Origin of the sequence: Paenirhodobacter populi (assembly GCF_004022215.1) — a bacterium.
Lineage (GTDB): Bacteria > Pseudomonadota > Alphaproteobacteria > Rhodobacterales > Rhodobacteraceae > Rhodobacter > Rhodobacter populi.
This window is the reverse complement of sequence record NZ_SAUZ01000001.1, coordinates 183,201-208,965: the sequence shown is the minus strand read 5'-3', so window position 1 is coordinate 208,965 and position 25,765 is coordinate 183,201. Positions and strand designations below refer to the sequence as shown.

The window sequence follows — 25,765 nt, the reverse complement described above, 5'->3', positions numbered from 1 at the left end:
AATCGCCAAGGCCAACCAAAGGGAGGAACCGATGGCCTATACCAAAGCCAAGATCAAGGATCTCGTCGACGGCAAGATCGACCGCGACACGCTGCACACGATGCTCTCCACGCCGAAGGACAAGGAACGCTTCCAGATCTACCTCGAGATCCTGCAAGAACAGGTGGACTGGGACGACCCGATCATCCTGCCGCTGGGGCCGAAGCTCTTCATCGTGCAGCGGCTGTCCGACAGGAAATGGGTGATCCGCTCGAAAGCCGGCTACGACTTCTGCGACTGGGACCAGAACTGGAAGCTCCACGCCCGGATCCGCGTGCGCAACACCGCCGCGCAGATGGAGGAACTCTATCCCCGCCTGATGGCGCCCTCGCCCGACTGGCAGGTGATCCGGGAATATTTCTGCCCGCTCTCGGGCGATCTTCTGGATGTCGAGGCGCCGACCCCTTGGTATCCGGTGATCCACGACTTCGAGCCGGATATCGAGACCTTCTACAAGGACTGGCTGGGCCTCGCCGTGCCCGAACGCGCCTGACCCCGACCCGACGGGCGGCCCCCGCAAGGGCCGCCCTCATCCACCGCACAGCGCGGCATGGGACCATATCCGATCGCAGCGGCCCTCCGGCAGATCGCGGCGCCCTCCGCATCCCCCGCACGGCGCGGCACCGGACCATATCGGATCGCAGCGCGCCCCTCCCCCGCAGATCGCCGCGCCCTCCGCGCCCCGCAAACGACGCCCGGACATGCGGCAAGCCCCCGCCGGGAATCGCCCAACAGGCCCCCCCGCAGCCGCCCCTTCCTGCCATTCATCTTTCCATAAATATCCCGGGGGTGAGCGCGAATGCGCGAGGGGGCTGGCCCCCTGCACCCCCTCCGCTGGCGATCCCGCGGCCCTTACGTCACCCACCCGCCCACAGCCATGCGCGTGGACCCATGTCCCTGCCTGCGCTACCCTTTCCCCGATGCCAGCATGGGGGAGGACATGGCACGACCGATCCGGCTCGACCGCATCGCGGCGGACAGGGGATGACCCGGGCGCGGGTCCTTCTGGTCGATGATGACGACAGCCTGCGCGACGCCACCGCGCGGGCGCTGGATCGGGCTGGCTTCAACGTCGAGCCGCTGGCCACGGCGGGCGCGGCGCTGGCGCTGGCCGGCCCCGCCTTCGACGGCGTGGTGATCGCGGAAATCCGCATGGCGGGGATGGACGGCATGGCGCTGCTGTCGGCGCTGCATGAGGTGGACGCGGGTATCCCGGTGATCCTTATGACCGACCACGCCGAGGTGCCGCTCGCGGTCGCGGCGATCCGGTACGGGGCGTGGGACTTCGTGGAAAAGCCTTTTGTGATGCCCGAGCTTTGCGCGGTGCTGCGCCGCGCGCTCGACCATCGCGGGCTGGTGATCGAGAACCGCCGCCTGCGCGCCGTCGCGGGCAAGCGCGACGATGTCGAGGCGCGCCTGCCGGGGCGCACTCAGGTGATGGTCGATCTGCGCTACCGGCTGCGGGCGATCGGCGCCTCGGATGCCGATACGCTGATCATCGGGCCGACCGGCGCGGGAAAGGAGGTCGTGGCCCGCACGCTCCACGACATCTCGCCCCGCGCGGGCAAGCCCTTCGTCGCGATCAACTGCGCCGCCCTGCCCGAGGCGCTGATCGAAAGCGAGCTGTTCGGCCATGAGGCCGGTGCCTTTCCCGGCGCGCTGCGCCCCCGCTTCGGCAAGTTCGAGCACGCCCGCGGCGGCACCGTGCTGCTGGACGAGATCGGCCAGATGCCCTTCGACCTGCAGGCGAAACTGCTGCGCGTGCTGCAGGAACGGATGATCACCCGGCTGGGCGCGAACGAGCCGGTGCCGCTGGACGTGCGCTTCCTCGCCACGTCGAAAAGCGATCTCGCCGCCGCCGTGGCGCAGGGCCGCTTCCGCGAGGATCTGTATTGGCGGCTGAATGTCGCGGTGCTGCATGTGCCGCCGCTCTCGGCGCGGCGGGCGGATATTCCGCTGCTGTTCCGGCATCTGCTGCGGGAATCGGCGGCGCGGCACGGCGTGCCTGACCGCGAGGTAGCGCCCGCCCATCTGCTGGCGCTGGCGGCGCGCGACTGGCCCGGCAATGTGCGCGAACTGCGCAATCAGGCGGAACGGCTCGTCCTCGGGCTGGAACCCGTCGAGATCGCCGCGCCGGGCGGCGCGCGCCTGTCCGAGCGGATGATGGACTTCGAGCGCAGCCTGATCGCCGGCGCCATCGCCGCCCATGGCGGGCGGCTGAAGCCGGTCTATGAAACGCTCGGCATCAGCCGCAAGACGCTTTACGAAAAGATGCGCAGGCATGGGCTCGACCGCCGCCTGATCCTCGACCCCGAGAACTGAGCCCCGGACATGGGTGGAAATCCACCCATTTCCATGGCCGGATGCGTCGGTTTCCACCCGTTTTCCCGAAGCCCGGCGAAAAAACCGCCCGCGCCCGCCCCGCGATGTTTGCCGGACCGCCGCGCCGCGCTTTCATAGATCATGCCGGAGGGGAGCCGGCGACACCGTTTCTGGGAGGAAACCATGGCTATCCGTTCGCTGTCGGGCGCGTTCTGCGCCGCGATCGTCCTGTCGTCCGCCGCCTTCGCGCAAGGCTATCCCGAACGACAGATCACCATGGTCGTCCCCTTCGCCGCCGGTGGCCCGACCGATACCGTCGCCCGTCTGGTCGGCGAAAAGATGTCCACCGACCTCGGCCGCCAGATCATCATCGAGAATGTCGGCGGTGCGGGCGGCACGCTGGGGGCCGCGCGCGTCGCGCAGGCCGATCCCGATGGCTATACGCTGCTGTTGCATCACATCGGGATGGCGACCTCGGCCTCGCTCTATCGCAGCCTGCCCTATGACACGCTGGAGGCGTTCGAATACGTGGGGCTGGTGACCGAGGTGCCGATGGTCATGGTCGCGCGCCGGGATTTCGAGCCCGCCGATTTCCCCGCCTTCATCGCCTATGTGAAGGAGAATGCCGGCACCGTCAGCATGGCGAACGCCGGGATCGGCGCCGCCTCGCATCTGTGCGGCATGCTGTTCCAGTCGGCGATCGAGACGCAGTTCGTCACCGTGCCCTATCGCGGCACCGGCCCGGCGATGACCGATCTGCTGGGAGGACAGGTCGATTTCATGTGCGACCAGACCACCAACACCTCGCAGCAGATCCGCGGCGGCACGGTCAAGGCCTATGCCGTCACCACGCCCGAGCGGCTGGAGCTGTTCCCCGACCTGCCCACCGTGGCCGAGGAAGGGCTGCCGCAGATGGAGGTTTCCATCTGGCACGGGATCTACGCGCCGAAAGGCACGCCCGAAGAGGTGACGGAACGGCTGTCTGCGGCCCTTCAGGTGGCGCTGGCCGATCCGGGCGTGGCGCGGTCGATGGCGGATCTGGGCACCGCCCCCTCGCCCGCCGAGGACGCGACCCCCGCCGCGCTGAAAAACCAGCTCGAAACCGAAATCGCCCGCTGGCAGCCGGTGATCGAAAGCGCAGGCGTCTATGCCGACTGACCCCAAAATCCCGGCCCCGCCCGCCGCGGACCAGACCCCGCCGCCGCCGCGTTCGGACAAAACCGACATCGTGGCGGGCCTGCTCCTGATGCTGACGGCGGGGCTGTTCGGCTGGCAGACCACCGGGCTGAACATCGGCACCACTTTGCGCATGGGGCCGGGCTATTTCCCGGCCATCCTGTCGGGGCTGCTGTTCCTGCTCGGGCTGGTCATCTTTGTGAAATCCTTCCGCTCCACGACGGAAGAACCGATTGGCCGCATCGCCTGGCGGGGCATGCTGCTGATCCTGCCGGCGCCGGTCTTCTTCGGGCTGACGGTGCGCGGCCTTGGCTTCGTGCCGTCGATCTTCCTTGCCACGCTGATCGCCTCGATGGCCTCGATGCGGATGAAACCGCTGATGGCGCTGGTGCTGTCGGTGATCGTCACGATCTTCTCGGCGCTGGTGTTCAGCTATGCGCTCGGCCTTCCGTTCCGCCGCTTCGGCCCCTGGCTTCCGTTCTGAGGTTTCCCGATGGATTTCATGTCAAACCTCGCGCTCGGCTTTTCGGTCGCCTCGACGATGGAGAACCTGGCGTTCTGCCTGATCGGGGCGCTGCTGGGCACGCTGATCGGCGTGCTGCCCGGCATCGGCGCCACCGCGACCATCGCCATGCTGCTGCCGATCACCTTCCAGCTTGAGCCGGTCTCTTCGCTGATCATGCTGGCGGGGATCTATTACGGCGCGCAATACGGCGGCTCGACCACGGCGATCCTGATCAACATGCCGGGCGAGTCCTCCTCGGCGGTGACGGCGATCGACGGCTATCAGATGGCGCGTCAGGGCCGGGCGGGCGCCGCGCTGGCGGTGGCGGCGATCGGGTCGTTCTTCGCGGGCACGGTGGCGACATTCCTTGTGGCGATCTTCGCCCCGCCGCTGACGACGATCGCGCTGAAATTCGGTTCGGCCGAATATTTCTCGTTGCTGGTGCTGGGGCTGATCATGTCGGTGGCGCTGGCGCATGGATCGGTGCTCAAGGCGCTGGCGATGGTGGTGCTGGGGCTGCTCCTCGGCATGGTGGGCAATGACGTCTACGAAGGCACGCCGCGCTTCACCATGGGCATCACCGCCTTTGCCGACGGGCTGAATTTCGTCGCGCTGGCGGTGGGCGTCTTCGGCATCGCCGAGATCCTGCGCAATCTGGAAAACGAACATGACCGCGCCGTGGTGACCAGCCATGTCGGACGGCTCTGGCCCTCGCGCACGGATTTCCGGGCGATGATCGCGCCGATATTGCGCGGCACGGGGCTGGGCGCGGTTCTGGGCATCCTGCCGGGCGGCGGGGCGATCCTTGCCTCTTTCGCCTCCTACACGGTGGAAAAGCGGCTGTCGAAGAACCCGAAGGAATTCGGCCACGGCGCGATCGCCGGCGTGGCGGGGCCGGAATCGGCCAACAACGCCGGGGCGCAGACCTCGTTCATTCCGCTGCTGACGCTGGGGATTCCGGCCAATCCGGTGATGGCGCTGATGATCGGGGCGATGATCATCCAGGGCATCGTGCCGGGGCCGAATGTCGCCATCGAGCAGCCGGGCCTGTTCTGGGGCGTCATCGCCAGCATGTGGATCGGCAACCTGATGCTGGTGATCCTCAACCTGCCGCTGATCGGGCTGTGGGTAAAGCTGCTGACGGTGCCCTATTTCATCCTGTTCCCGATCATCATGGCGATGTGCGCGATCGGGGTCTATTCGGTCAACTCGAACATCTACGACCTCTATGCCGTCGCCTTCTTCGGGCTGCTTGGCTATGTCATGGGCAAGCTGCGGTTCGAACCCGCGCCGCTGCTTCTGGGCTTCGTGCTGGGGCCGCTGCTGGAGGAACATCTGCGCCGCGCGATGATCCTGTCGCGCGGGGATCCGATGACCTTCGTCACCCGGCCGATCAGTCTGACCCTGCTGGTGCTGGCCTGCATCGTTCTGGTGCTGGTGCTGGTGCCCGCCGTGCGCCGGAACCGCGCCGAAGTCTTCACCGAAAGCGAAGTCTGATCCGGCGGGGCCGTTCCCCCGCCTTCGTATCTCATGATCCAAGGGAGGAACCCCGATGACTGCACCTTTCACCCGCCGTGTCGCATTGACCCTCGCCGCCGCCGTCCTGACGGCGACCGCGGCTGAGGCCGATTTCCCCGAACGCACCATCACCATGGTCATCCCCTTCGCCGCCGGCGGCTCGACCGATCTGGTCGGCCGGGTGGTGGCCGAGCGGATGGGCCGCGAGCTGGGCCAGCAGATCGTGGTGCAGAACGTCGGCGGAGGCGGCGGCAGCCTTGGCGCCGCGCAGGTGGCCGAGGCCGATCCCGACGGTTACACGATCCTGATGGGCACCGTGGCGACACACGCGCTGAACCCGCTGATCCTGAAGCAGAAACCCTATGATCCGGTGGCGGATTTCGCCCCCGTCTCGCTGCTGGTGGTGGTGCCCAACGTGCTGGCGGTGAACCCGGAACTGCCGGTCAATACCGTGCAGGAGCTGATCGACCTCGCAAAGACGGACCCGCTCGCCTATGCCTCATCCGGCAATGGCACGCCTTTGCATCTGTCGGGCGAGCTGTTCAAGTCGATGGCCGGGATCGAGATGACCCATATCCCCTACCGGGGCTCGGGTCCGGCGCTGACCGATGTGCTGGGCAATCAGGTGCCGGTGATCTTCGACAACCTGCCCTCGGCCTCGGGCCATATCAACAGCGGCAAGCTGCGCGCGCTTGGCGTGACCACGGCGGAACGCGCGCCCTCGTTCCCCGATGTGCCGACCATTGCCGAGACCCTGCCGGGCTATGAGACCTATACCTGGAACGCGCTCTTTGCCCCGGCCGGCACGCCCCCCGAAACGATCGAGCTGCTGAACGCCGCCGCGAAGGTCGCGATGGCCGATCCGGCGGTGATCGACCGGATGGGCACCTTCTCGGCCACCATCGTCGCCTCGAGCCCCGAGGAACTGGGCGCGCATGTGCAGGCCGAGATGACGAAATGGGAACCCGTAGTGCAGGAGGCCGATGTTTCGCTGGACTGACCCGCCCCCCCCGCATCGAATGTCTATCGCAACGCCGCGTTTTATCGCAACATCCGGAAAGGGGATGGCTTCCGCGAACCACCGCGGATGAAACAGGCAGGAGAGGGGCGAGATGGACTACCAATATTGTGTCGTCGGCGGCGGGATCATCGGTCTTGCCACCGCGGCGGAACTGGCGGCGCGCGATCCGGCCGCCCGCATCCTGCTGATCGAGAAGGAGGCGGGCTTCGGCCGCCACCAGACCGGCCACAACAGCGGCGTGATCCACGCGGGCATCTATTACGCGCCCGGCTCGCTCAAGGCGCGGCTGTGCCGCGAGGGGGCCGAAGCCACCAAGGCCTTCGCCACCGCCCGCAACATCCCCTTCGAGGTCTGCGGCAAGCTGCTGGTCGCCACCAACCCGGTCGAGATGGAGCGGATGGAGGCGCTGAAGGGCCGCGCCCGCGAAAACGGCATCGCCTTCGAGGAAATCGGCGCCGCGCGGCTGCGCGAGATCGAGCCGAACATCGCCGGCCTTGGCGCGATTCTGGTGACGGCCACCGGGATCATCGACTACCAGCAGATCTGCGAGGCGCTGGCGGGTGATCTAAAGGCCGGCGGCACCCGGCTGCTGACCGGCGCGCGGGTGACCGCCATCGCCGAGGATGGCGAGGGCGTCACCGTCACCACCGACACCGGCGAGCGTATCAGGGCCGGGCGGCTCGTCGCCTGCGCGGGGCTGCAATCCGACCGGCTCGCCCGGATCGCCGGTCTGGCGGCGACGCATCAGATCGTGCCGTTCCGGGGCGAATACTACACGCTGCCCGCCGCGAAATCGCGGATCGTGAAACATCTGATCTATCCGATCCCCGACCCCGACCTGCCGTTTCTGGGGATCCACCTGACCCGGATGATCGACGGGCGGGTGACCGTGGGGCCGAATGCCGTTCTGGGCTTCGACCGCGAGGGCTATCCCAAGGGCAGCGTCCGGCTGGGCGATGTGGCGCAGATGCTGGCCTTCGGCGGCTTCTGGAAGATGGCGCGCAAGAACCTGCGTTCGGGGATCGACGAGTTCCGCAATTCGCTGTCGCGCCGGGGCTATCTGGAACAATGCCGGAAATACTGCCCCTCGCTGGTGCTTGAGGATCTGGGCGCGCCGGGTGCCGGCATCCGGGCGCAGGCGATCCTCGCCGACGGGACGCTGGTGCATGATTTCCTGTTTCTCGACAGCCCGCGGCAGTTGCACGTCTGCAATGCGCCCTCGCCCGCCGCGACCTCGGCCATGCCGATCGCGAAGATGATCGTCGACCGGCTGGAGAAACAGGCCTAAGCGCATCCCCGGTTCTTTCGCCGAGGCGCGACCCGAAGGAATTGAAAAATCAGGAAAACTGGTGCGGGTGGTCGGACTCGAACCGACACTCCTTGCGGAAACAGAGTTTGAGTCTGTCGCGTCTACCATTCCGCCACACCCGCATGACCGACGCCCTCATGGCAGGATCAGCCCGGAGGACTGAGAGGACGCGCCTTATCTCTACAAGGCCCGGCGGGCCCTGTTCAACCGCTTCCGGACGGAAGGCGCGATCTGCGATGACAGCCGCTGCCCGATCCCCGGACGCAAAGCCGATTTATCCGGCGCCCGTCGGCCTGACAAGGAAAAAGAATGCCAGTCCCCGGACATGCGAAAGGGCGCCCGAAGGCGCCCTTTCCGGTTTCCCGCCAGATCAGCAGGAATAATACATCGCGTATTCCACCGGGTGCGGCGTGTGCTCGTAGGCGTAGACCTCTTCCCATTTCAGGGCGATGTAGCCTTCGAGCTGGTCCTTGGTGAACACGTCGCCGGCGATCAGGAAGTCCATGTCCTTTTCCAGCTCTTCAAGAGCCTCGCGCAGCGAACCGCAGACGGTCGGGATCGCGGCCAGTTCTTCCGGCGGCAGATCATACAGATCCTTGTCCGAAGCCGGGCCCGGATCGATCTTGTTCTTGATCCCGTCGATACCGGCCATCAGCAGCGCCGCGAAAGCCAGATAGGGGTTCGCCGACGGATCGGGGAAACGGGCTTCGACGCGCTTCGCCTTGGGCGATTCGGTCCACGGAATACGGACGCAGCCGGACCGGTTGCGGGCCGAATAGGCGCGCAGAACCGGGGCCTCGAAGCCCGGGATCAGACGCTTGTAGGAGTTGGTCGCCGGGTTGGTCAGGGCGTTCAGCGCCTTGGCGTGCTTCAGGATGCCGCCGATGAAATACAGCGCCTCCTGCGACAGGTCGGCGTATTTGTCGCCGGCGAAGAGCGGCTTGCCGTCCTTCCAGATCGACATGTTCACGTGCATCCCCGAGCCGTTGTCGCCCTTCATGGGCTTCGGCATGAAGGTCACGGTCTTGCCATAGGCGGCCGCGACGTTGTGGATGACGTATTTGTATTTCTGGATGTTGTCGGCCTGCTCGGTCAGCGAGCCGAAGATCATGCCCAGTTCGTGCTGACAGGTCGCCACTTCGTGGTGATGCTTGTCGACCTTGATGCCCATGCGCTTCATGGTGGACAGCATCTCGCCGCGCAGGTCCTGCGCCTCGTCGACCGGGTTCACCGGGAAGTAGCCGCCCTTGTGGCCGGCGCGGTGGGCGAGGTTGCCGCCCTCGATGACCGCATCGGTGTTCCAGGCAGCCGCCTCGGCGTCGATTTCATATCCGACCTTGGCGGGCGTGACCGAATAGCGCACGTCGTCGAAGATGAAGAATTCGGCTTCCGGCCCGCAGTAGAAGGCATCGCCCACGCCCGAGGACTTCAGATAGGCTTCGGCCTTCACCGCCGTGCCGCGCGGGTCGCGCGAATAGGCTTCGCCGGTGTCCGGCTCGACGACGTTGCAGTGCACGCACATCGTCTTTTCGGCATAGAAGGGATCGATATAGACCGAAGACGCATCCGGGATCAGCTTCATGTCGGACTGGTCGATCGACTTCCAGCCGGCGATCGACGAACCGTCGAACATGAACCCTTCCTCGAAGAAGTCCTCATCGACCAGATCGGCAACCAGCGTCACGTGCTGGAGCTTGCCGCGCGGATCGGTGAAGCGGATGTCGACGTATTCGACGTCCTCCGACTTCATCAGCTCGAGAGCTTTATTGATGGCGCTCATTGCAACTTACCCTTTCGTTGAGCATGGGTTTCCGGACCGGGCAGGCCCGAATCTCGATGGAATTCCGATGGGATCAGACCGCATCCTCGCCGGTTTCGCCAGTGCGGATGCGGATCGCCTGTTCCACGGGGGACACGAAGATCTTGCCGTCGCCGATCTTCTCGGTGCGGGCCGCGGAGACGATCGCCTCGATCGCGGCATCGACCATCTCGTCGGGCAGGATCATCTCGATCTTCACCTTGGGCAGGAAGTCGACGACATATTCGGCGCCGCGGTAAAGCTCGGTATGGCCCTTCTGGCGGCCAAACCCCTTCACCTCGATCACCGAGAGTCCCTGTATCCCCGCCTCTTGCAGGGCTTCCTTCACCTCATCGAGCTTGAACGGCTTGATGATCGCCTCGACCTTTTTCATTCGACTCCCCCCGTCAGGTTTTGCCGTCACCGTCTGAACACTTTCCGTGAGGCGCCGCAATCCGGGACCGAACAGCCGCAACCGGCGGCAGGGGGAATCCCGACAGGCGGATTATTTTTTAGGCATAACGACTATAATTTCCGCCATTTGTTAATCATTCGATCAAAAATCAGCAAAAAATCGGCCTGACGCTCAAAACCACGGCGCTGGTGCAAAATGACGGCCGGCGTCGCTGGTGGCACGGCGGTGCGGATCCCGGATTCGCCCGCGGGGCGGCGTTTCCCCCCTTGTCCGGTTCCGCCCCGCGTTCTAGCGTCGAGGAAATCTTCCCACTACAGGATCACCTGACGACCATGAAGATATCCAGCTTCCTTCTCGCCGGTGCCGCAGCCTCCGTGCTGGCCGCCCCGGCCTTCGCCGCCGATCGTGAGCTCATGATCTTCGACTGGGCCGGGTTCGAGATCCCGGGTCTGTTCGAGACCTATCAGGAAAAATACGGGAACTCGCCCAGCTATGCCTTCTACGGCGACGACGACGAGGCCTATCAGAAGGTCGCCTCCGGCTTCCGCGCGGATGTGGTCCATCCCTGTTCGCAGATGGTGTCGAAATACCGCGATGCCGGCCTGATCGAGCCCTGGGACGTGTCGAAGATCCCGGCCTTCGCCGATCTCGACCCGCAGTTCCTCGATTCCCCGGTGTTCAAGGACGAAACCGGCGTCTGGTTCCTGCCGACCGACTGGGGCGTGACCGCGGTCGCCTACAATCCCGACGAGGTTCCGGCCGAGGATGTAAGCACGCTTCAGGTCTTCCTCGATCCGAAATATGCGGGGCGCATCTCGCTGCCGAATTCGTCGGATGACGTCTGGGCGCTGGCCTATCTGGCGACGGGCGTGACCGATTGGGACAATGTCTCGGACGAACAGTTCCAGGCCGCCGCCGACTGGCTGCGCAAGGTGCACAAGAACGTGCGGTCCTACTGGGCGGATCCGTCGGAACAGGCGCAGCTGATGGCCTCGGGCGAGGTGCTGATCGCCTGGTCCTGGAACGACGGCGTCGCCTATCTGAAGCAGGACGGCTATCCCGTCGCCTTCCAGCGCGAACCGGTGGAAGGCTCGACCACCTGGTTTTGCGGCATGGTCAACATGAAGGACGGCCCCGGATCCGAAGAAAAGGTCTACGACTTCATCAATTCCTGGCTACGCCCCGAGGCCGCCCTGCCGCTGATCGAGGAAATCGGCTACGGCCATTCCAACCTGAAGGGCATGGCCCTGATCCCGAAGGAAGAGGTCATCGACGCCGGCCTTGGCCCGATCAACGCGCCGATCCTTGCGCAGACGCCGAACGATCCGCAACTGCGCGAACGCCAGCTGGCGGAGTTCGAGAAGATCAAGGCCGGGTTCTGATCCGGCAGTTTCTGGGAAGGGGCGCTGTCGGCGCCCCTTTTCTTTTGGGGGAAAGAGAAGAAGGGGCCCTGCCCCTCTTTGCGCTGACGCGCAAATTCACCCCGGGATATTTATGGAAGAATGAAGGCAGGAAGCGCGATGGGACCGCGCGACCGGGGGCCGCGCGGTTCCGCGGGGATCAGGTAATGACGTCCGGCTCGGGGCGGCCGCTTTTCGCGCGGATACCGACAAGATCCTCCGCCGCCGCGATGACCGGGGCGAGGGCTTCCTGCGGGTCCTCGGCAAGGCCATCCGGGCCGGGGACATAGCGTTCGTAATAGACGCGCAGCGTCGCCCCTTCGGTTCCGGTGCCCGAGAGCCGCAGCACGGCGCGCGAGCCGCCCTCGAACAGGATGCGGAAGCCCTGATGCGCCGAGACCGAGCCATCGACCGGATCGGTGTAGGAAAACTCATCGGCGCTTTCAATCGTCAGGCCGTTCGTCGAAACGCCCTTCAGCGCCGTCAGCCGCCCGCGCAGATCGTCCAGCATGGCATTCGCCACATCCTTCGGCAGCGCCTCGTAATCGTGGCGGGAATAGTAGTTCCGGCCATAGGTGCGGAAATGATCGGCGACGATCTCGGCCACGCCCTGCCCGCGCGCGGCGATGATGTTGAGCCACATCAGGATCGCCCAGACCCCATCCTTTTCGCGCACATGGTCCGAGCCGGTGCCGAAGCTTTCCTCGCCGCAAACCGTGACCCTGCCCGCGTCGAGCAGGTTGCCGAAGAACTTCCAGCCGGTGGGGGTTTCATAGCAGGCGATGCCGAGCTTCGCCGCCACCCGGTCGGCCGCCGCCGAAGTGGGCATCGAGCGCGCCACCCCCTTGAGTCCCGCCTTGTAGCCCTTGGCCAGATGCGCATTGGCCGCGATCACCGCGAGGCTGTCGGAGGGCGAGACATAGATCCCGCGCCCGACGATCATGTTGCGGTCGCCGTCGCCATCCGAGGCCGCGCCGAAATCGGGCGCGTTCTCGCCCGTCATCTCGGCCATCAGCTCATGCGCCCATGTCGGGTTCGGATCGGGGTGCATACCGCCGAAATCCGGCAGCGGCGTGCCATGCGCCACCGTGCCCGGCGCCGCGCCCAGACGGTTTTCAAAGATCTCCCGCGCATAGGGGCCGGTGATCGCGCACATCGAATCCATCCGCATGCGGAAACCGCCCGCGAACAGCGCCCGGATCGCCGGAAAATCGAACAGGGTTTCCATCAGGTCGGCGTAATCCGCGACCGGATCGACGACCTCGACGGTGGTATCGCCGAGTTGCACCGTGCCAAGCGCCGCCAGATCGACATCCGGGGCATCGAGCTTGCGGTATTCGGTGATTTCCTGCGAGCGGGCATAGATCGCCTCGGTCACCGACTCGGGGGCCGGGCCGCCGTTCGCCATGTTGTATTTGACGCCGAAATCCTCGTTCGGGCCGCCGGGATTGTGGCTGGCCGAGAGGATGATCCCGCCATCGGCCTTGCGGACCCGGATCAGGTTCGAGGCCGCCGGCGTCGAAAGCCATGCCCCCTGCCCGACGATCACCCGCGCCGCGCCATTCGCCGCCGCCATCTTGAGGATCGTCTGCGCCGCTTCCTGACCGAAATAGCGCCCGTCGCCGCCCAGAACCAGCGTCTTGGCCACGACGCCGCCGATGGCGTCGAAGGTCGATTGGATGAAGTTTTCAAGATAGTTCGGCTGCATGAAGACCGGCGTCTTCTTGCGCAGGCCCGAGGTGCCGGGCTTCTGGCCGTCGAACGGTTTGGTCTGATGGATCGTCATATGTGCTCCTGCTGGGAGATCGGCCCCGTGATCGGGCGCGCGAACAGTTGAACAGATTGCGCGGCAACGCAAGACGTTACGGCCGCGTGATCCGCCTCGGGCCGGGTCGGATGCGCGCTGTCGGCCAGAAGACGCCAGCGCCCCTCGGGCAGGCGCACGTCGACCATCGGCCCGGCGTTGCAGATGACGAAGACGGCGGTGCTTCCGGCCTCGCCCTGCGGACCTTCGGCGGCGCCGCGGATCTCTACGCACAGACACCGCGCCTCGGGGTCGAGCCAGTCCTGCGCCGAGGGTTCGGCCCCCGAGGGCAGCCGCCAGATCAGGTCGCGGATGCCGTCCTGATGGCGGATCTTGGAATGCAGGAAGCGGCGCTGGTGCAGCACCGGATGGGCGTGCCGGATCGCCGCCATCCGCCCGACGAAGGCCGCAAGCTCGACATCCGCCCCCGTCCAGTTCACCCAGCCGATGATGTTGTCCTGCGCATAGGCGTTGTTGTTGCCGGCCTGCGAATTGCCGATCTCGTCCCCCGCAAGGATCATCGGCACGCCCTGCGAGATCATCAGCGTCGCCAGCATCGCCCGCTTGCGCGCGGCCTTGGAAACGGGATCGGGCAGCGCCTCGGAATGGTTGGCGTTATGGCCGTCGCGATTGCCCTCGCCATTCGCGGCATTGTTCTTTTCGGTGTAGGACACGACGTCATGCAGGGTGAAGCCGTCATGCGCGGTGACGAAATTGACCGAGGCCATCGCCGATCGCCCGTCGCGGTCGAAGATCTCGGCCGAGCCGGCGATGCGGCGGGCGAGTTCCGGCATCTGCCCCCGGTCGCGGCGCCAGAACCGGCGCACGCCGTCGCGGTATCGGTCGTTCCATTCCATGAAAGGCCAGGGAAAATTTCCAAGCTGATAGCCCCCCGGGCCGATGTCCCATGGCTCGGCGATCAGCTTCACCCCGCGCAGGACCGGATCCTGACGGATGGCGGACAGCAGCGCCGCCTCGGGGCTGAACGATCCCGTCGCATCGCGCCCCATCGTCGCCGCGAGGTCAAAACGGAAGCCGTCCACCCCCAGTTCCTCGACCCAGTGACGCAGGCAATCCGTCACCAGCCGGAGCACGTAGGGATGCGCGCAGTTCAGCGTATTGCCGGTGCCGGTGACATTGACATAGGCGCGTCCGCCCTCGGCCAGACGGTAATAGCAGGCATTATCGATACCGCGCATCGAGAGCGTCGGACCCGGCGCGCCGCCTTCACCGGAATGGTTGAAGACGACATCGACCAGCACCTCGATCCCCGCCGCATGCAGGCCGCGCACCATCCGGCGAAAGGCCTCGGGTCCGCCATAGCGCGGCTCGGGCGCGAAGAAGCCCACGGGCTGATAGCCCCAGTAGTTCGTCAGCCCCTTTTCCATCAGAAAGCGGTCGTCGATGAAGGCCGCGCAGGGCAGCAGTTCCAGCGCCGTGACGCCAAGCGCCTTCAGATGCGCGATGATCGGTTCCGAGGCCAGCCCGTCATAGCGGCCGCGCAGGTCCTCGGGCACCTCGGGGTGGCACACAGTCAGGCCCTTGGGATGCGCCTCGTAGATCACCGTGCGCGCGAGCGGCGTATCGGGGCGGTGCCACAGCGGCCGTTCCGTGTGGCAGACCAGCGACCGGGGCATCACCGGCGCGCTGTCCAGCATGTCGGGACGGCTGATCCCGATGCCCCCCTGCATCATCGGGTCCCACCGCAAGGGGCCGGACAAGGCCCGCGCATAGGGGTCGATCAGCAGCTTGGCCGGATTGAAGCGATGGCCCAGATCGGGCGCCCAAGGCCCGTGGACCCGGTAGCCATAGGCAGTCCCCACGCCGATCCCGGGCACGAAGCCATGCCAGATGTCGCCCGTGCGATCCGGCAGGGTGTGGCGTTCCTCCTCCGCACCGCGGAACAGGCACAGCTCGACCCGCTCCGCATGGGCGGAGAAGAGCGCGAAATTCACCCCACCCTCGCCCGGCGTCGCGCCCAGTATCCGTGGGTCCCCGGGCCGGATCATGCGCCGATCAGCCGGTCGTAAAGCGCGGCATAGCGCGCGGCGGAGCGGTTCCAGCTCCAGTCCGCCTTCATGCCGCGGCGCACCATCGCCTGCCATCCGGCCCGGTCGGCATGAAGCGCGAGCAGCTTGTGCAGCGCCTGCCGCAGGCCAAGCGCATCGACCGGATGAAAGACGATGCCCGTCGCGGCGCCGGCCGCCTCGCTCGCCGGGGTGGCGCCGATCACCGTATCGGCCAGCCCCCCCACCGCCGAGACGACCGGCACGCAGCCGTAGCGCAGACCATACATCTGTGTCAGGCCGCAGGGCTCGAACCGCGAGGGCACCAGCACCGCATCGCCGCCCGCGAACATCTGATGGCTCAGCGCCTCGTCATAGCCGATGCGCACGCCGACCCGGCCAGGATAGCGCCAGGCAAGCTCGCGCATCTGATCCTCGGCCCAGGCGTCGCCGGTGCCCAGAACCGCCAGCGCGCCGCCGCCCGCGACGAAATCGGGGATCGCCTGATGCACGAGGTCGATGCCCTTCTGCGCCGTCAGCCGCGACACGACGACCGCGAGCGGCCCGGCCAGATCCGGGTCGAGCCCGAATTCCGCCAGCAGCGCCTTGCGGTTCCGGGCCTTGCCGGCCAGCCGCGACACCGAATAGGGATAGGCGCCCCGGTCCCCCGCCGGGTCCCAGACCGCCGTGTCGACGCCGTTCAGGATGCCCTCGACCACCCCCGACCGCAGCTGCATCACGCCTTCCAGACCCAGCCCGAATTCGCCGCGCATCAGTTCCTCGGCGTAGCGCGGGCTGACGGTGGTGATCGCATCCGCCGCCATCAGCCCGGCCTTCAGCGTCGAGATGTCGCCCCAGAATTCATAGCCCTCGCGCTGGAACCATTCGGGCGGCAGGCGCATCGGCCCCATCTTCATCGGGCCGAAGCGCCCCTGAAAGGCGATGTTGTGGATCGTCATCACCGTGGGGATGCCGCTGTTCCAGTAGCGCAGGAAGGCGGGCAGCAGCCCCGCCTGCCAGTCGTGGGCGTGGACGACCTCGGGCTTCCAGCCCTCGACCCCCTCGCGGGAGATCACCGCCGCCGCCCAGGACAGCGCCGCGAAGCGTTCGGCATTGTCCCAGTATTCGCCGCGGGAATCGCCGTAAGGCCCGCCCGGCCGGTCGTAAAGATGCGGCGCGTCCAGCGCCAGAACCGAGGTTTCCCCCACCTGCCCCAGACAGACCCGCGCCGTGCCGCCAAAGAAATTGTCCGCCCCCCAGACCGGGTCCCCCGCCCCGATCCGGTCCAGCACGCCCGGATAGGCCGGGATCATCACCCGCATGTGCCAGCCCTGCGGCAGCAGCGCCCCGGGCAGCGCGCCGACGACATCGGCAAGCCCCCCGGTCTTGACCAGCGGCACCGCCTCTGAGGCGACGGACAGCACTCGTTTCATGGAAGCTCCTTCAATCCAGCCCGGTCAATCCAACATCGCGGCGCGGCGATCCAGCATCGGCTGGGTGATCAGCACGATCCCACCCTCGGACCGGCGGAACCACTTCATGTCCTCGTCCGGGTCCTCGCCCACGACCAGTTCGGGCGGGATATGCACGCCCCGGTCGATCACGCAGCGGGTCAGCCGCGCCGAACGCCCGATATCCACGTAGGGCAGCGCCACGACATGATCGAGCGAGGACCAGCTATGCGCCCGCCCGCCGGTGAAGATCAGCGAATTGCGCACCTCGGACCCCGAGACGATGCAGTTCCCCGACACCAGCGAGGACACGGCCGAGCCCCTCCGCCCATCCTCGTCATGGATGAACTTCGCCGGCGGCACGATTTCCGCATAGGTCCAGATCGGCCAGGCATTGTCATAAAGGTCGAGCTTGGGCGTGAATTCCGTCAGGTCGATATTCGCCTGCCAGAAGGCGTCGATCGTGCCCACGTCGCGCCAGTAGGGTTCGGTTTCCAGCCCTGTCTTGACGCAGCTTTCGCTGAACTTGTGGGCCATGGCCTTGCCGTATTTCACGATCTCGGGAATCAGGTCGTTGCCGAAATCATGGCTGGAATTCGGATCCTCGGCATCGCGGATCAGCAGTTCGCGCAGGAATTGCCAGTCGAAGACATAGATCCCCATCGAACAAAGGCTGTTGTCCGGATCCCCCGGCATCCCCGGCGGATCGGCGGGCTTTTCCAGAAAGGCGGTCACCTGCCCCGCCTCATCCACCGCCATGACGCCAAAGGCCGAGGCTTCCTCGCGCGGGACGGTCAGACAGCCGATGGTCACATCCGCGCCGGTTTCGACATGCTGGCGCAGCATGATTTCGTAATCCATCTTGTAGATGTGGTCGCCCGCCAGAACCACCACGTAGCGGACGTTGTAATCCTCGACGATATCGATGTTCTGCGCCACGGCGTCGGCGGTGCCCATATACCATTTCGTTTCATCGACCCGCTGGCTGGCGGGCAGGATGTCGAGATATTCGTTGCGTTCCGCGCGGAAAAAGCTCCAGCCGCGCTGGACATGGCGGATCAGGCTGTGCGCCTTGTATTGCGTGGCGATCGCCATCTTGCGGATGCCGGAGTTGTAGGCGTTCGAGAGCGCGAAATCGATGATGCGCGAGGTGCCGCCGAAATAGACCGCGGGCTTGGCGCGCCGGTCGGTCAGCTCCTTGAGCCGCGAGCCGCGCCCGCCCGCCAGCACGAAGGCCATCGACTGGCTTGAAAGGCGCTGGTTCGCCAGCGGCTGATTGTGTTGAAACGACATCTTCGACCCCCCTTACGCCGCGCCAGGCGTGAACATCACTACGGAAAGCGGCGGCAGATAGGCCTCCGCACTGAAATCGCACCGGGATGTCGGCTCCCGCATGGCGGTAATGCCGCCCAGATTGCCGCGGTTCCCGCCGCCATAATGGGCGCTGTCGGTGTTCAGCACCTCGCGCCAGACGCCATCCTGCGGCAGGCCGATGCGCAGGATCCGCTCGACCGGCGTCAGGTTCGCGGCCACCACCACCGGCGGCAGGCCGGGCGCGCGGCGCGCGAAAACATAGACGGAATGTTCGGCGTCGTCCGCCTCGATCCAGGAAAACCCCTCGGGATCGGCATCGCCCCAGTGCAGCACCGGCGTTTCGCGGTAAAGCCGGTTCAGATCGCGGATCAGCCGCATCACGCCCTGATGCGGCGCATAGTCGAGCAGGTTCCAGTCGAGTTCCCGTTCATGCGACCATTCCCGCCATTGCGCGAATTCCTGCCCCATGAACAACAGCTTCTTGCCCGGATGCCCCCATTGCAGCGCGTAGAAGGCGCGCAGGTTGGCGAATTTCTCCACGTCCGATCCGGGCATCTTGCCGATCATCGAGGCCTTGCCATGCACCACCTCGTCATGGCTGATCGGCAGAAAGAAATTCTCGCTGTAGATGTAGGAGCTGGCGAAGGTCAGCTCGTTATGGTGCCAGCGGCGATGGATCGGCTCGCGCGCGAAATAGCGCAGCCAGTCGTTCATCCAGCCCATGTTCCACTTGAAGCCGAAGCCCAGCCCGCCCTTGTCCACCGGGCGGGTGACGCCGGGATAGGTGGTGCTTTCCTCGGCGATCATCATGATCCCCGGCTTTTCCGCATAGGCGAGCCGGTTGGTGGATTGCAGGAAGGCGATGGCCTCAAGGTTCTCGCGCCCGCCCTCGGCGTTCGGGACCCATTCCCCGGCCGGCCGTGAATAATCCCGGAACAGCATCGAGGCGACGGCATCCACCCGCAGCCCGTCCAGATGATACTGGTCGAGCCAGAACAGCGCGTTGGCCTCAAGGTAATTCGCCACTTCGCGCCGGCCGTAATTGTAGATCAGCGTGTTCCAGTCCTGATGGAAGCCCTCGCGCGGGTCGGCATGTTCGTAAAGCGCCGTCCCGTCAAAGCGGCGCAGCCCGTGGTCGTCGGTCGGGAAATGGCCGGGCACCCAGTCGAGGATCACCCCCAGCCCCCGCCGGTGCGCGGCATCGACGAATTCGGCGAATTCCTCGGGCCGGCCGTGGCGGATCGTCGGCGCATAGAGGCCGATCGGCTGATAGCCCCAGCTTCCGTCGAAGGGATGTTCGGTGATCGGCAGGATCTCGATATGGGTGAAGCCCAGATCGGCGACGTAATCGACCAGCCGGCTGGCGAGTTCGTGATAGCTGAGCGGCCGGTTCCCTTCGCCCGCGACACGCCGCCACGATCCCAGATGCACCTCGTAGACCGAGACCGGGGCGCGGACCGCCCGCGCCTTGTCGCGCTTTGCCAGCCACGCCGCATCGCCCCAGGGATGCAGATCCAGCTCCCGCACGACCGAGGCCTTGGCCGGCGGATGTTCCGCCCCGAAACCGACCGGATCGGCCTTGAGCGGCTCAAGCCGCCCCTCCGCGCCAAGGATTTCATAGCGATACGCCTCGCCCGGCATCAGGGCGGGAATGAAAATCTCCCACACGCCGGTCATGCCGCGGCGGCGCATCTGATGGCGGCGCCCGTCCCAGTTGTTGAAGCCGCCCACCACGGACACCCGCTTCGCCGAAGGCGCCCAGACGGCGAAATGCACGCCGCGCCGGCCTTCGTGGGTGATCGCATGGGCGCCCAGAACCTCCCACAACCGGCGATGGGTGCCCTCGCCGATCAGATATTCGTCGATCGCGCCGAGCACCGGGCCGAAGGCGTAGGGATCGTCGAAATCCCATGTCGCCAGCGCGTTTTCCGCCCGCAGCCGATAGGGCCCGCCGTCCCACGGGCCGCAGAACAGCCCCGGCACGACCGGCGACAGTTCCACCGTTTCCGCGCCCACCGCCCACAGCCGTTCCGCATCCGGCACCAGCGCCACGATCCGGTCGCCCTGATCGGTCCGGTGCGGACCCAGCACCGCGAAGGGGTCTTCATGCCTGCCCGCTACCAGAGCCTCGGCCACCTGTCGGTCAATCGTCACGCTTCCCCCCGGTCCCGGCAATTCAGAGGGCCGATTCAGTCCCCCAGATATCCGCCATGTAACCACGGATTGCCCGGTCGGAGGAAAAGAATCCCATGCGCGCCGTATTCAGGGCGGCCATGCGCCACCAGCGTTCCGGATCGCCGAAGGCGGCGTCGACCTCGGCCTGCGCGGCGCGGAAAGCGTCGAAGTCCGAGGCGACGAGGAAATAATCCGAATGCCACATGTTGTGGACGAGCCCGTGATAGCGGGTCGGCTCATCGGGGCTGAAGCGGCCCTCGGCGATCATCTGCAAGACGTCCTGCAGGCTCTGGCTGGCAAGGATCGCGTGGCGGGCGTGTTCGGGGTCCTTGCGGCGTTCCATCACCTCGGCCGCCGTCAGCCCGAAGAGGAAGAAGTTGTCCGCCCCCACCTGTTCGCGGATTTCCACATTCGCCCCGTCGAGCGTGCCGATGGTCAGCGCGCCGTTCATCGCGAATTTCATGTTGCCGGTGCCCGAGGCCTCTTTGCCCGCGGTGGAGATCTGCTCCGACAGGTCCGAGGCGGGGATCAGCCGTTCCGCCATCGAGACGTTGTAGTTCGCCGGATAGACGACCTTGAGCCGGTCGCCCACATAGGGGTCGTTGTTGATGACGAAGGCCACGTCGTTGATCAGGCGGATGATCTCTTTCGCGGCCTGATAGCCGGGCGCCGCCTTGCCGCCGAAGATCTTCACCCGCGGCAGGTAGCTGCCCTGCGGGTTGGTGCGGATCTCGTTCCATTCGGCGATGGTTTGCAGGATGTTCAGCAACTGGCGCTTGTATTCGTGGATGCGCTTCACCTGCACGTCGAAGAGCGCCGCCGGATCGACCTTGACCCCCTGCGTCTCGCCGATCCAGTTCGACAGCGCCACCTTGTTCTTGTGCTTGGCGGCGGCGAAGGCGTCACGGAAGGATTTGTCCTCGACGTGCTTTTCCAGCTCGCCCAGACGGTCCAGATCGGCCTCCCAGACATCGCCGATGGTGTCGGAAATCAGGTAGGACAGGTCCTTGTTCGCCGCGCGGATCCAGCGCCGCGGGGTCACGCCATTGGTTTCGTTGACGATCCGGCCGGGATGCAGCTTGTTCAGCTCGGGAAACAGGTTCTGCTTGATCAGTTCGGTATGCAGCGCCGAAACCCCGTTCACCTTGTGCGAGGTGATGAAGGCCAGCTCCCCCATCCGCACTTCCTGATGCTTGACGATGCCGACGTAATGCGGCCGCGAGGGGTTGTTGCGCAGATGCCATGCGTCGATCGCCTCGATGATCTGCATGTGGCGCGGCAGCACCGCGCCCATCAGATAGGTGGCCCAGCGTTCCAGCGCCTCGGGCAGCAGGGTGTGGTTGGTGTAGCCCAGCGTCTCGACCGCGATGCCGATCGCCTGATCGAAGGGCATGCCGTGCAGATCGGTCAGGATGCGCACCAGTTCAGGCCCGGCGATGGCGGGATGGGTGTCGTTCATCTGGATCGCCACGTATTTCGGCAGATCGGCCAGCGACAGCCCCGCCGCCTGATGGCGATAGATGATGTCGTGCAGCGCGGCGGCGGTCAGGAAATATTCCTGTTTCAGCCGCAGTTCCTTGCCCTGATAGGTGGTGTCGTCGGGATAGAGCACGCGGCTGAGCGTGCGGGCCAGCGCCTCGGGTTCGGCGGCGGCGGCATAATCGCCGTGGTTGAACCGCGCAAGATCGAAGATCTGCGTCGATTTCGCCGACCACAGGCGGAGCGTATTGGCCCACCGCCCCTGCCAGCCGATGATCGGCATGTCGAACGCCTCGGCGATCACGGTTTCGCCGGGATGCCAGACCGACTTGCCGCCCTGCTTTTCCACCCCGCCCTTGAAGCCGATCTCATAGGCGACCTCGGGGCGCTCGAATTCCCACGGATGGCGCTGTTTCAGCCAGTCCTCGGGCGCCTCGACCTGCCGGCCGTGATCGAAGCCCTGCTTGAACAGGCCGTGCTCGTAGCGGATGCCGTAGCCGTAGCCCGCGCAGCCAAGCGTCGCCATGCTTTCCATGTAGCATGCCGCCAGCCGGCCGAGGCCGCCGTTGCCGAGCGCCGCATCCGGTTCATCCTCGACCACCGCGCGCCAGTCCTGCCCGAGGCTTTCGATCGCCTCGCGCGCCACCGCCCGCATGCCAAGGTTGATCGCCGCATCCTCGAGCATCCGCCCGATCAGGAATTCCATCGACAGGTAGTAGACCCGCTTGCGGCCCTGATCCCAGGTCTGCTTCGTCGCGGCGAACCACGGGGTCACGATCCGGTCGCGAATCGCGAAGCTCAGCGCCATGCGCCAGTCGTAGACCGAGGCGTGGTCCGCGTCCTTGCCCATCGCATAGATCAGGTGGTGGAGGATGTCGCTGCGCAGCGTCTCGACGGTCGGGGCGGAAACATCTTTCACGATCATACCTTTCGTGCGGCTCGTATGCCTTTTGATGGGCCGGGGCCCTGCCATGCGTCAAGGGACATGGGTCCGCGCGGCGCCGGCGGCGCGGAGAACCCTGTTCATTGCCCGTTTCATCAGCAAAGATGGCGGCAAATTCATGACAGCGGGACGAAGGCGGGCGGAATGCGGCAAGACAGCGAATGGTGGCGCGGCGCGGTGATCTATCAGATCTATCCGCGCAGCTTTCAGGACAGCGACGGCGACGGCATCGGCGATCTGAAGGGCATCGTCGACCGGCTGGAACATGTCGCAAGGCTGGGCGCCGACGCGGTCTGGCTGTCGCCGATCAACCGCTCGCCGATGGAGGACATGGGCTACGACGTGTCGGACTATTACGACATCGACCCGCTGTTCGGCACGCTTGCGGATTTCGATGCGCTGCTGGCGCGGGCGCATGAGCTGGGCCTGCGGGTCATCATCGATCAGGTGCTGAGCCATTCCTCGGACCGGCATCCGTGGTTCGCGGATTCCCGGCAGCGCGGCGCGAAGGCCGACTGGTATGTCTGGGCCGACCCGAAACCCGATGGATCGCCGCCGAACAACTGGCAGTCGAATTTCGGCGGGTCCGCCTGGGAATGGGCGCCCGGTCGCGGCCAGTATTACCTGCACAATTTCCTGATCTCGCAGCCCGACCTGAACCTGCGCAACCCCGAGGTTCAGGACGAATTGCTGCGGGTGCTGCGCTTCTGGCTCGACCGCGGGGTGGACGGGTTCCGGCTGGATGCGGCGAATTCCTACATTCAGGACGCGCTCCTGCGCGACAACCCGCCCGCGACGCCCGACACGAACCGCTGGCCGCCGGTGTCCACCTACGACATGCAGCAACACGACCACGACAAGAGCCAGCCGGAGACGGTGGGTTTCCTCAAGCGGATGCGGGCGCTGACCGATGAATACGAGGGCCGCTGCCTGATCGCCGAGGTGGGCGACACGCCCGCCCGCGCGCTGCGGCTGATGGCGGATTACACCTCGGGGAGCGACCGGCTGCACATGGCCTACAGCTTCGACATGCTGGGGCCGCCCTTCTCGCCAGCGCATTTCCGCAAGATCATCACCGATTTCTTCACCGCCGCGCCCAACGGCTGGCCGTCGTGGTCGTTCTCCAACCATGACGTGATGCGGCATGTCTCCCGATGGGCGGAGTTCGGCACGACGGATGCGCTGGCGCGGATGGCGATCGCGATGCTCGCCTCGTTCGAGGGCACGATCGGGATCTATCAGGGCGAGGAGCTTGGCCAGACGGAAACCAGCCTGCTCTACGAGGAACTGACCGATCCGCCGGGGATCCGCTTCTGGCCCGAGAACAAGGGCCGCGACGGATGCCGCACGCCGATGGTCTGGGACGACAGTGACAATGCGGGCTTTTCGGCCGTCAAGCCATGGCTGCCGGTCAAGGCGCCGCAGGCCGCGCATAACGTGGCTGTGGAGGAGGCCGATCCGGGATCCGTCCTGCACCATTACCGCAAGGTGCTGGCCTTCCGCCGCGGGTCGGATGTGCTGCGGCTTGGCCGGACGGAGTTTCTGGACCTGCCGGCGCCGGTGCTGGGGTTCCGCCGCATCCTTGAGGGGGAAAGCCTGACCTGCCTGTTCAACCTCGGCCCCGAGCCGGTCACCCTGCCCGCGCTGCCCGGCGCGCTGACCGGGCCGGTGGTGGCGGCAACGCTGTCGGGCGGGCGGGTCACGCTTGGCCCGAACGGCGCCGCCTGGCTGGTGTAGAACGCGGGCTGAGGGGGCCAGCCCCCTCTTTGCGCATGCGCGCAAATTCACCCCCGGGATATTTATGGAAACACGAAAGGGAGAAGGGACGCGCGCCCGGATCAGAGCGCGGGCAGCACGATGACGAAGCGCGATCCCTCGCCCTTGCGGCTGTCGATCTTCAGCCGCCCGCGGTGGCGCGAGACGATATGCTTGACGATGGCGAGGCCGAGCCCCGTCCCCCCCTGCTCGCGCGAGCGATGGGTGTCGACGCGGTAGAACCGTTCGGTCAGGCGCGGCAGGTGGATTTCGTCGATCCCCTCGCCCTTGTCGGCGACCTCGACCCGCAGCGCCGGACCGCGCAGGACGGGTTCATGCGCGACGCGGGTGACGGTGATGCGCACCTCGCCGCCCGATCCGCCGTATTTGATGCCGTTCTCGATCAGGTTGGCGAAGACCTGCGTCAGCTGGTCGGGATCGCCGCGCACCGGCAGGCGGCCCGTTTCGCCTTCGCGCAGCAGGGCGACCCCGCGCGTTTCGGCGGTGGGGGCGAGCGTCTGCATCGCGCCCTTCAGCACGGCGGAGAGGTCCACCTCGGTCGTCGGCACGCGGCGTTCCTCGGCCTCGACGCGGCTCAGGGACAGCAGGTCACCGACAAGGCGGTTCATCCGCGCGGCTTCCCGCTCCATGATGCCCAGAAAGCGGTCGCGCGCCGCCGGATCGTCGCGCGCATTGCCGCGCAGCGTCTCGATGAAGCCCATCAGCGCGGTCAGCGGCGTGCGCAGCTCATGGCTGACATTGGCGACGAAATCGCGGCGCATCGCCTCGGCATCCTCGAGCGCGGTGACATCCTCGATCGTCACCATCGCGCCGCCGTAGGGCAGGTTCATGTCCTGATCGGCGGGCAAGGGCGCCGTGGTCACCACGGCCGAGATCTCGCGCCGCGTGGTCTGGATCCGCAGCCGCACCCGATCCTCGCCGCCGCCCGTCAGCGCGGTTTCCAGCGCCTCCCCGACCGAGGGCTGGCGCAGCGCCGTCACGAAGGTCCGCCCCACCAGATCGCGCCCGAACAGGTCGGCGGCGACGGGATTGGCCCAGGTGATCCTTTCCCGATCATCAACAATCAACAAGGCGAAGGGTAAAGCGTCCACAAGGGCGAAAGTCAGGGCGCGGGTCATTCCGGCGGCGGCTCCTTTTTGCTGGGACCAGCGAAAGCAAATCCGCATGACCCTTTCATGACAGGTTGAATCTGTTTGTTATTCTGACCCATCGGCGATATTTTAGTTCCAGTGCGTGGACAAAATCCGAATGACGGCCTCGCTGTTGACGAGTTGAGTTGTTACAGGTGCGAATATTTCGATCAACTTCAAAGAT

18 protein-coding genes and 1 tRNA gene are annotated in these 25,765 nt (G+C 66.0%); 9 read left to right on the top strand and 10 right to left on the bottom strand.

All coding sequences use genetic code 11. The annotated features are described in order from the left end of the window. The first annotated feature begins 31 nt into the window (after window positions 1-31). The 7 genes from D2T30_RS00930 to lhgO all read left to right on the top strand — a co-directional run bounded on the left by D2T30_RS00930 (window position 32) and on the right by lhgO (window position 7,869). On the top strand, window positions 32-532 hold the full coding sequence (locus D2T30_RS00930) for an acetone carboxylase subunit gamma (RefSeq protein WP_128207259.1): 501 nt from the start codon (window positions 32-34) through the stop codon (window positions 530-532). Window positions 533-1,023: 491 nt separating this feature from the next. Then, window positions 1,024-2,361, top strand: a complete 1,338-nt coding sequence (locus D2T30_RS00925) for a sigma-54-dependent transcriptional regulator (RefSeq protein ID WP_128207258.1) — start codon at window positions 1,024-1,026, stop codon at window positions 2,359-2,361. 183 nt (window positions 2,362-2,544) lie between these two features. Continuing rightward, window positions 2,545-3,519: a tripartite tricarboxylate transporter substrate-binding protein gene (locus D2T30_RS00920; RefSeq protein WP_128186667.1), complete on the top strand. Its 975-nt coding sequence runs from the start codon at window positions 2,545-2,547 to the stop codon at window positions 3,517-3,519. Further along, window positions 3,509-4,021 carry a tripartite tricarboxylate transporter TctB family protein gene (locus D2T30_RS00915; protein WP_128207257.1) on the top strand — a complete coding sequence of 171 codons (513 nt, stop codon included), beginning with the start codon at window positions 3,509-3,511 and terminating at the stop codon, window positions 4,019-4,021. Before D2T30_RS00920 ends, D2T30_RS00915 begins: the two co-directional genes overlap by 11 nt. 9 nt (window positions 4,022-4,030) lie before the next feature. Beyond that, the gene (locus D2T30_RS00910; RefSeq protein WP_128186671.1) at window positions 4,031-5,539 is read left to right on the top strand and encodes a tripartite tricarboxylate transporter permease; all 1,509 of its coding nucleotides are present in this window, start codon (window positions 4,031-4,033) and stop codon (window positions 5,537-5,539) included. 55 nt (window positions 5,540-5,594) lie between these two features. After that, the gene (locus tag D2T30_RS00905; RefSeq protein ID WP_128207256.1) at window positions 5,595-6,560 is read left to right on the top strand and encodes a Bug family tripartite tricarboxylate transporter substrate binding protein; all 966 of its coding nucleotides are present in this window, start codon (window positions 5,595-5,597) and stop codon (window positions 6,558-6,560) included. A 112-nt stretch (window positions 6,561-6,672) separates the two neighbouring features. Further along, window positions 6,673-7,869 carry an L-2-hydroxyglutarate oxidase gene (gene lhgO, locus D2T30_RS00900; RefSeq protein WP_128207255.1) on the top strand — a complete coding sequence of 399 codons (1,197 nt, stop codon included), beginning with the start codon at window positions 6,673-6,675 and terminating at the stop codon, window positions 7,867-7,869. A gap of 59 nt (window positions 7,870-7,928) precedes the next feature. Here lhgO and D2T30_RS00895 read toward each other — a convergent pair. The 3 genes from D2T30_RS00895 to D2T30_RS00885 form a co-directional block, all read right to left on the bottom strand. After that, a tRNA-Leu gene (locus D2T30_RS00895) sits at window positions 7,929-8,012 on the bottom strand. 248 nt (window positions 8,013-8,260) lie between these two features. After that, on the bottom strand, window positions 8,261-9,670 hold the full coding sequence (gene glnA / locus D2T30_RS00890) for a type I glutamate--ammonia ligase (RefSeq protein ID WP_128186677.1): 1,410 nt from the start codon (window positions 9,668-9,670) through the stop codon (window positions 8,261-8,263). Window positions 9,671-9,743: 73 nt separating this feature from the next. Continuing rightward, window positions 9,744-10,082 (bottom strand): P-II family nitrogen regulator, encoded by a 339-nt coding sequence (locus D2T30_RS00885; RefSeq protein ID WP_128186679.1) that lies wholly within the window; start codon window positions 10,080-10,082, stop codon window positions 9,744-9,746. 353 nt (window positions 10,083-10,435) lie between these two features. On the opposite strand from D2T30_RS00885, the gene D2T30_RS00880 reads away from it, so the two are divergent. Continuing rightward, a complete protein-coding gene (locus D2T30_RS00880) occupies window positions 10,436-11,485 on the top strand; it encodes an ABC transporter substrate-binding protein (RefSeq protein WP_128186681.1) in 1,050 nt (349 codons plus the stop codon). A gap of 178 nt (window positions 11,486-11,663) precedes the next feature. Here D2T30_RS00880 and D2T30_RS00875 read toward each other — a convergent pair whose 3' ends face one another. The 6 genes from D2T30_RS00875 to D2T30_RS00850 are packed head-to-tail and all read right to left on the bottom strand — an operon-like array spanning window position 11,664 to window position 22,657. After that, a complete protein-coding gene (locus D2T30_RS00875) occupies window positions 11,664-13,289 on the bottom strand; it encodes an alpha-D-glucose phosphate-specific phosphoglucomutase (RefSeq protein ID WP_128207254.1) in 1,626 nt (541 codons plus the stop codon). Beyond that, window positions 13,286-15,316, bottom strand: a complete 2,031-nt coding sequence (glgX, locus tag D2T30_RS00870) for a glycogen debranching protein GlgX (RefSeq protein ID WP_128207253.1) — start codon at window positions 15,314-15,316, stop codon at window positions 13,286-13,288. The genes D2T30_RS00875 and glgX overlap by 4 nt, the downstream gene beginning before the upstream one ends. Then, window positions 15,313-16,746: a glycogen synthase GlgA gene (gene glgA / locus D2T30_RS00865; RefSeq protein WP_128207252.1), complete on the bottom strand. Its 1,434-nt coding sequence runs from the start codon at window positions 16,744-16,746 to the stop codon at window positions 15,313-15,315. Before glgA ends, glgX begins: the two co-directional genes overlap by 4 nt. Before the next feature lie 24 nt (window positions 16,747-16,770). Next, on the bottom strand, window positions 16,771-18,057 hold the full coding sequence (gene glgC, locus D2T30_RS00860; protein WP_128186689.1) for a glucose-1-phosphate adenylyltransferase: 1,287 nt from the start codon (window positions 18,055-18,057) through the stop codon (window positions 16,771-16,773). 12 nt (window positions 18,058-18,069) lie between these two features. Further along, window positions 18,070-20,232: a 1,4-alpha-glucan branching protein GlgB gene (gene glgB / locus D2T30_RS00855; RefSeq protein WP_241651156.1), complete on the bottom strand. Its 2,163-nt coding sequence runs from the start codon at window positions 20,230-20,232 to the stop codon at window positions 18,070-18,072. 22 nt (window positions 20,233-20,254) lie between these two features. After that, entirely contained in the window at window positions 20,255-22,657 is a 2,403-nt protein-coding gene (locus tag D2T30_RS00850) for a glycogen/starch/alpha-glucan phosphorylase (protein WP_128207250.1), read from the bottom strand. A 162-nt stretch (window positions 22,658-22,819) separates the two neighbouring features. Between D2T30_RS00850 and D2T30_RS00845 the strand changes: the two genes are divergently transcribed. Next, on the top strand, window positions 22,820-24,412 hold the full coding sequence (locus D2T30_RS00845; RefSeq protein WP_128207249.1) for an alpha-amylase family glycosyl hydrolase: 1,593 nt from the start codon (window positions 22,820-22,822) through the stop codon (window positions 24,410-24,412). A 101-nt stretch (window positions 24,413-24,513) separates the two neighbouring features. Here D2T30_RS00845 and D2T30_RS00840 read toward each other — a convergent pair whose 3' ends face one another. Beyond that, entirely contained in the window at window positions 24,514-25,569 is a 1,056-nt protein-coding gene (locus D2T30_RS00840; RefSeq protein WP_128207248.1) for a sensor histidine kinase, read from the bottom strand. Between the last annotated feature and the right edge of the window lie 196 nt (window positions 25,570-25,765).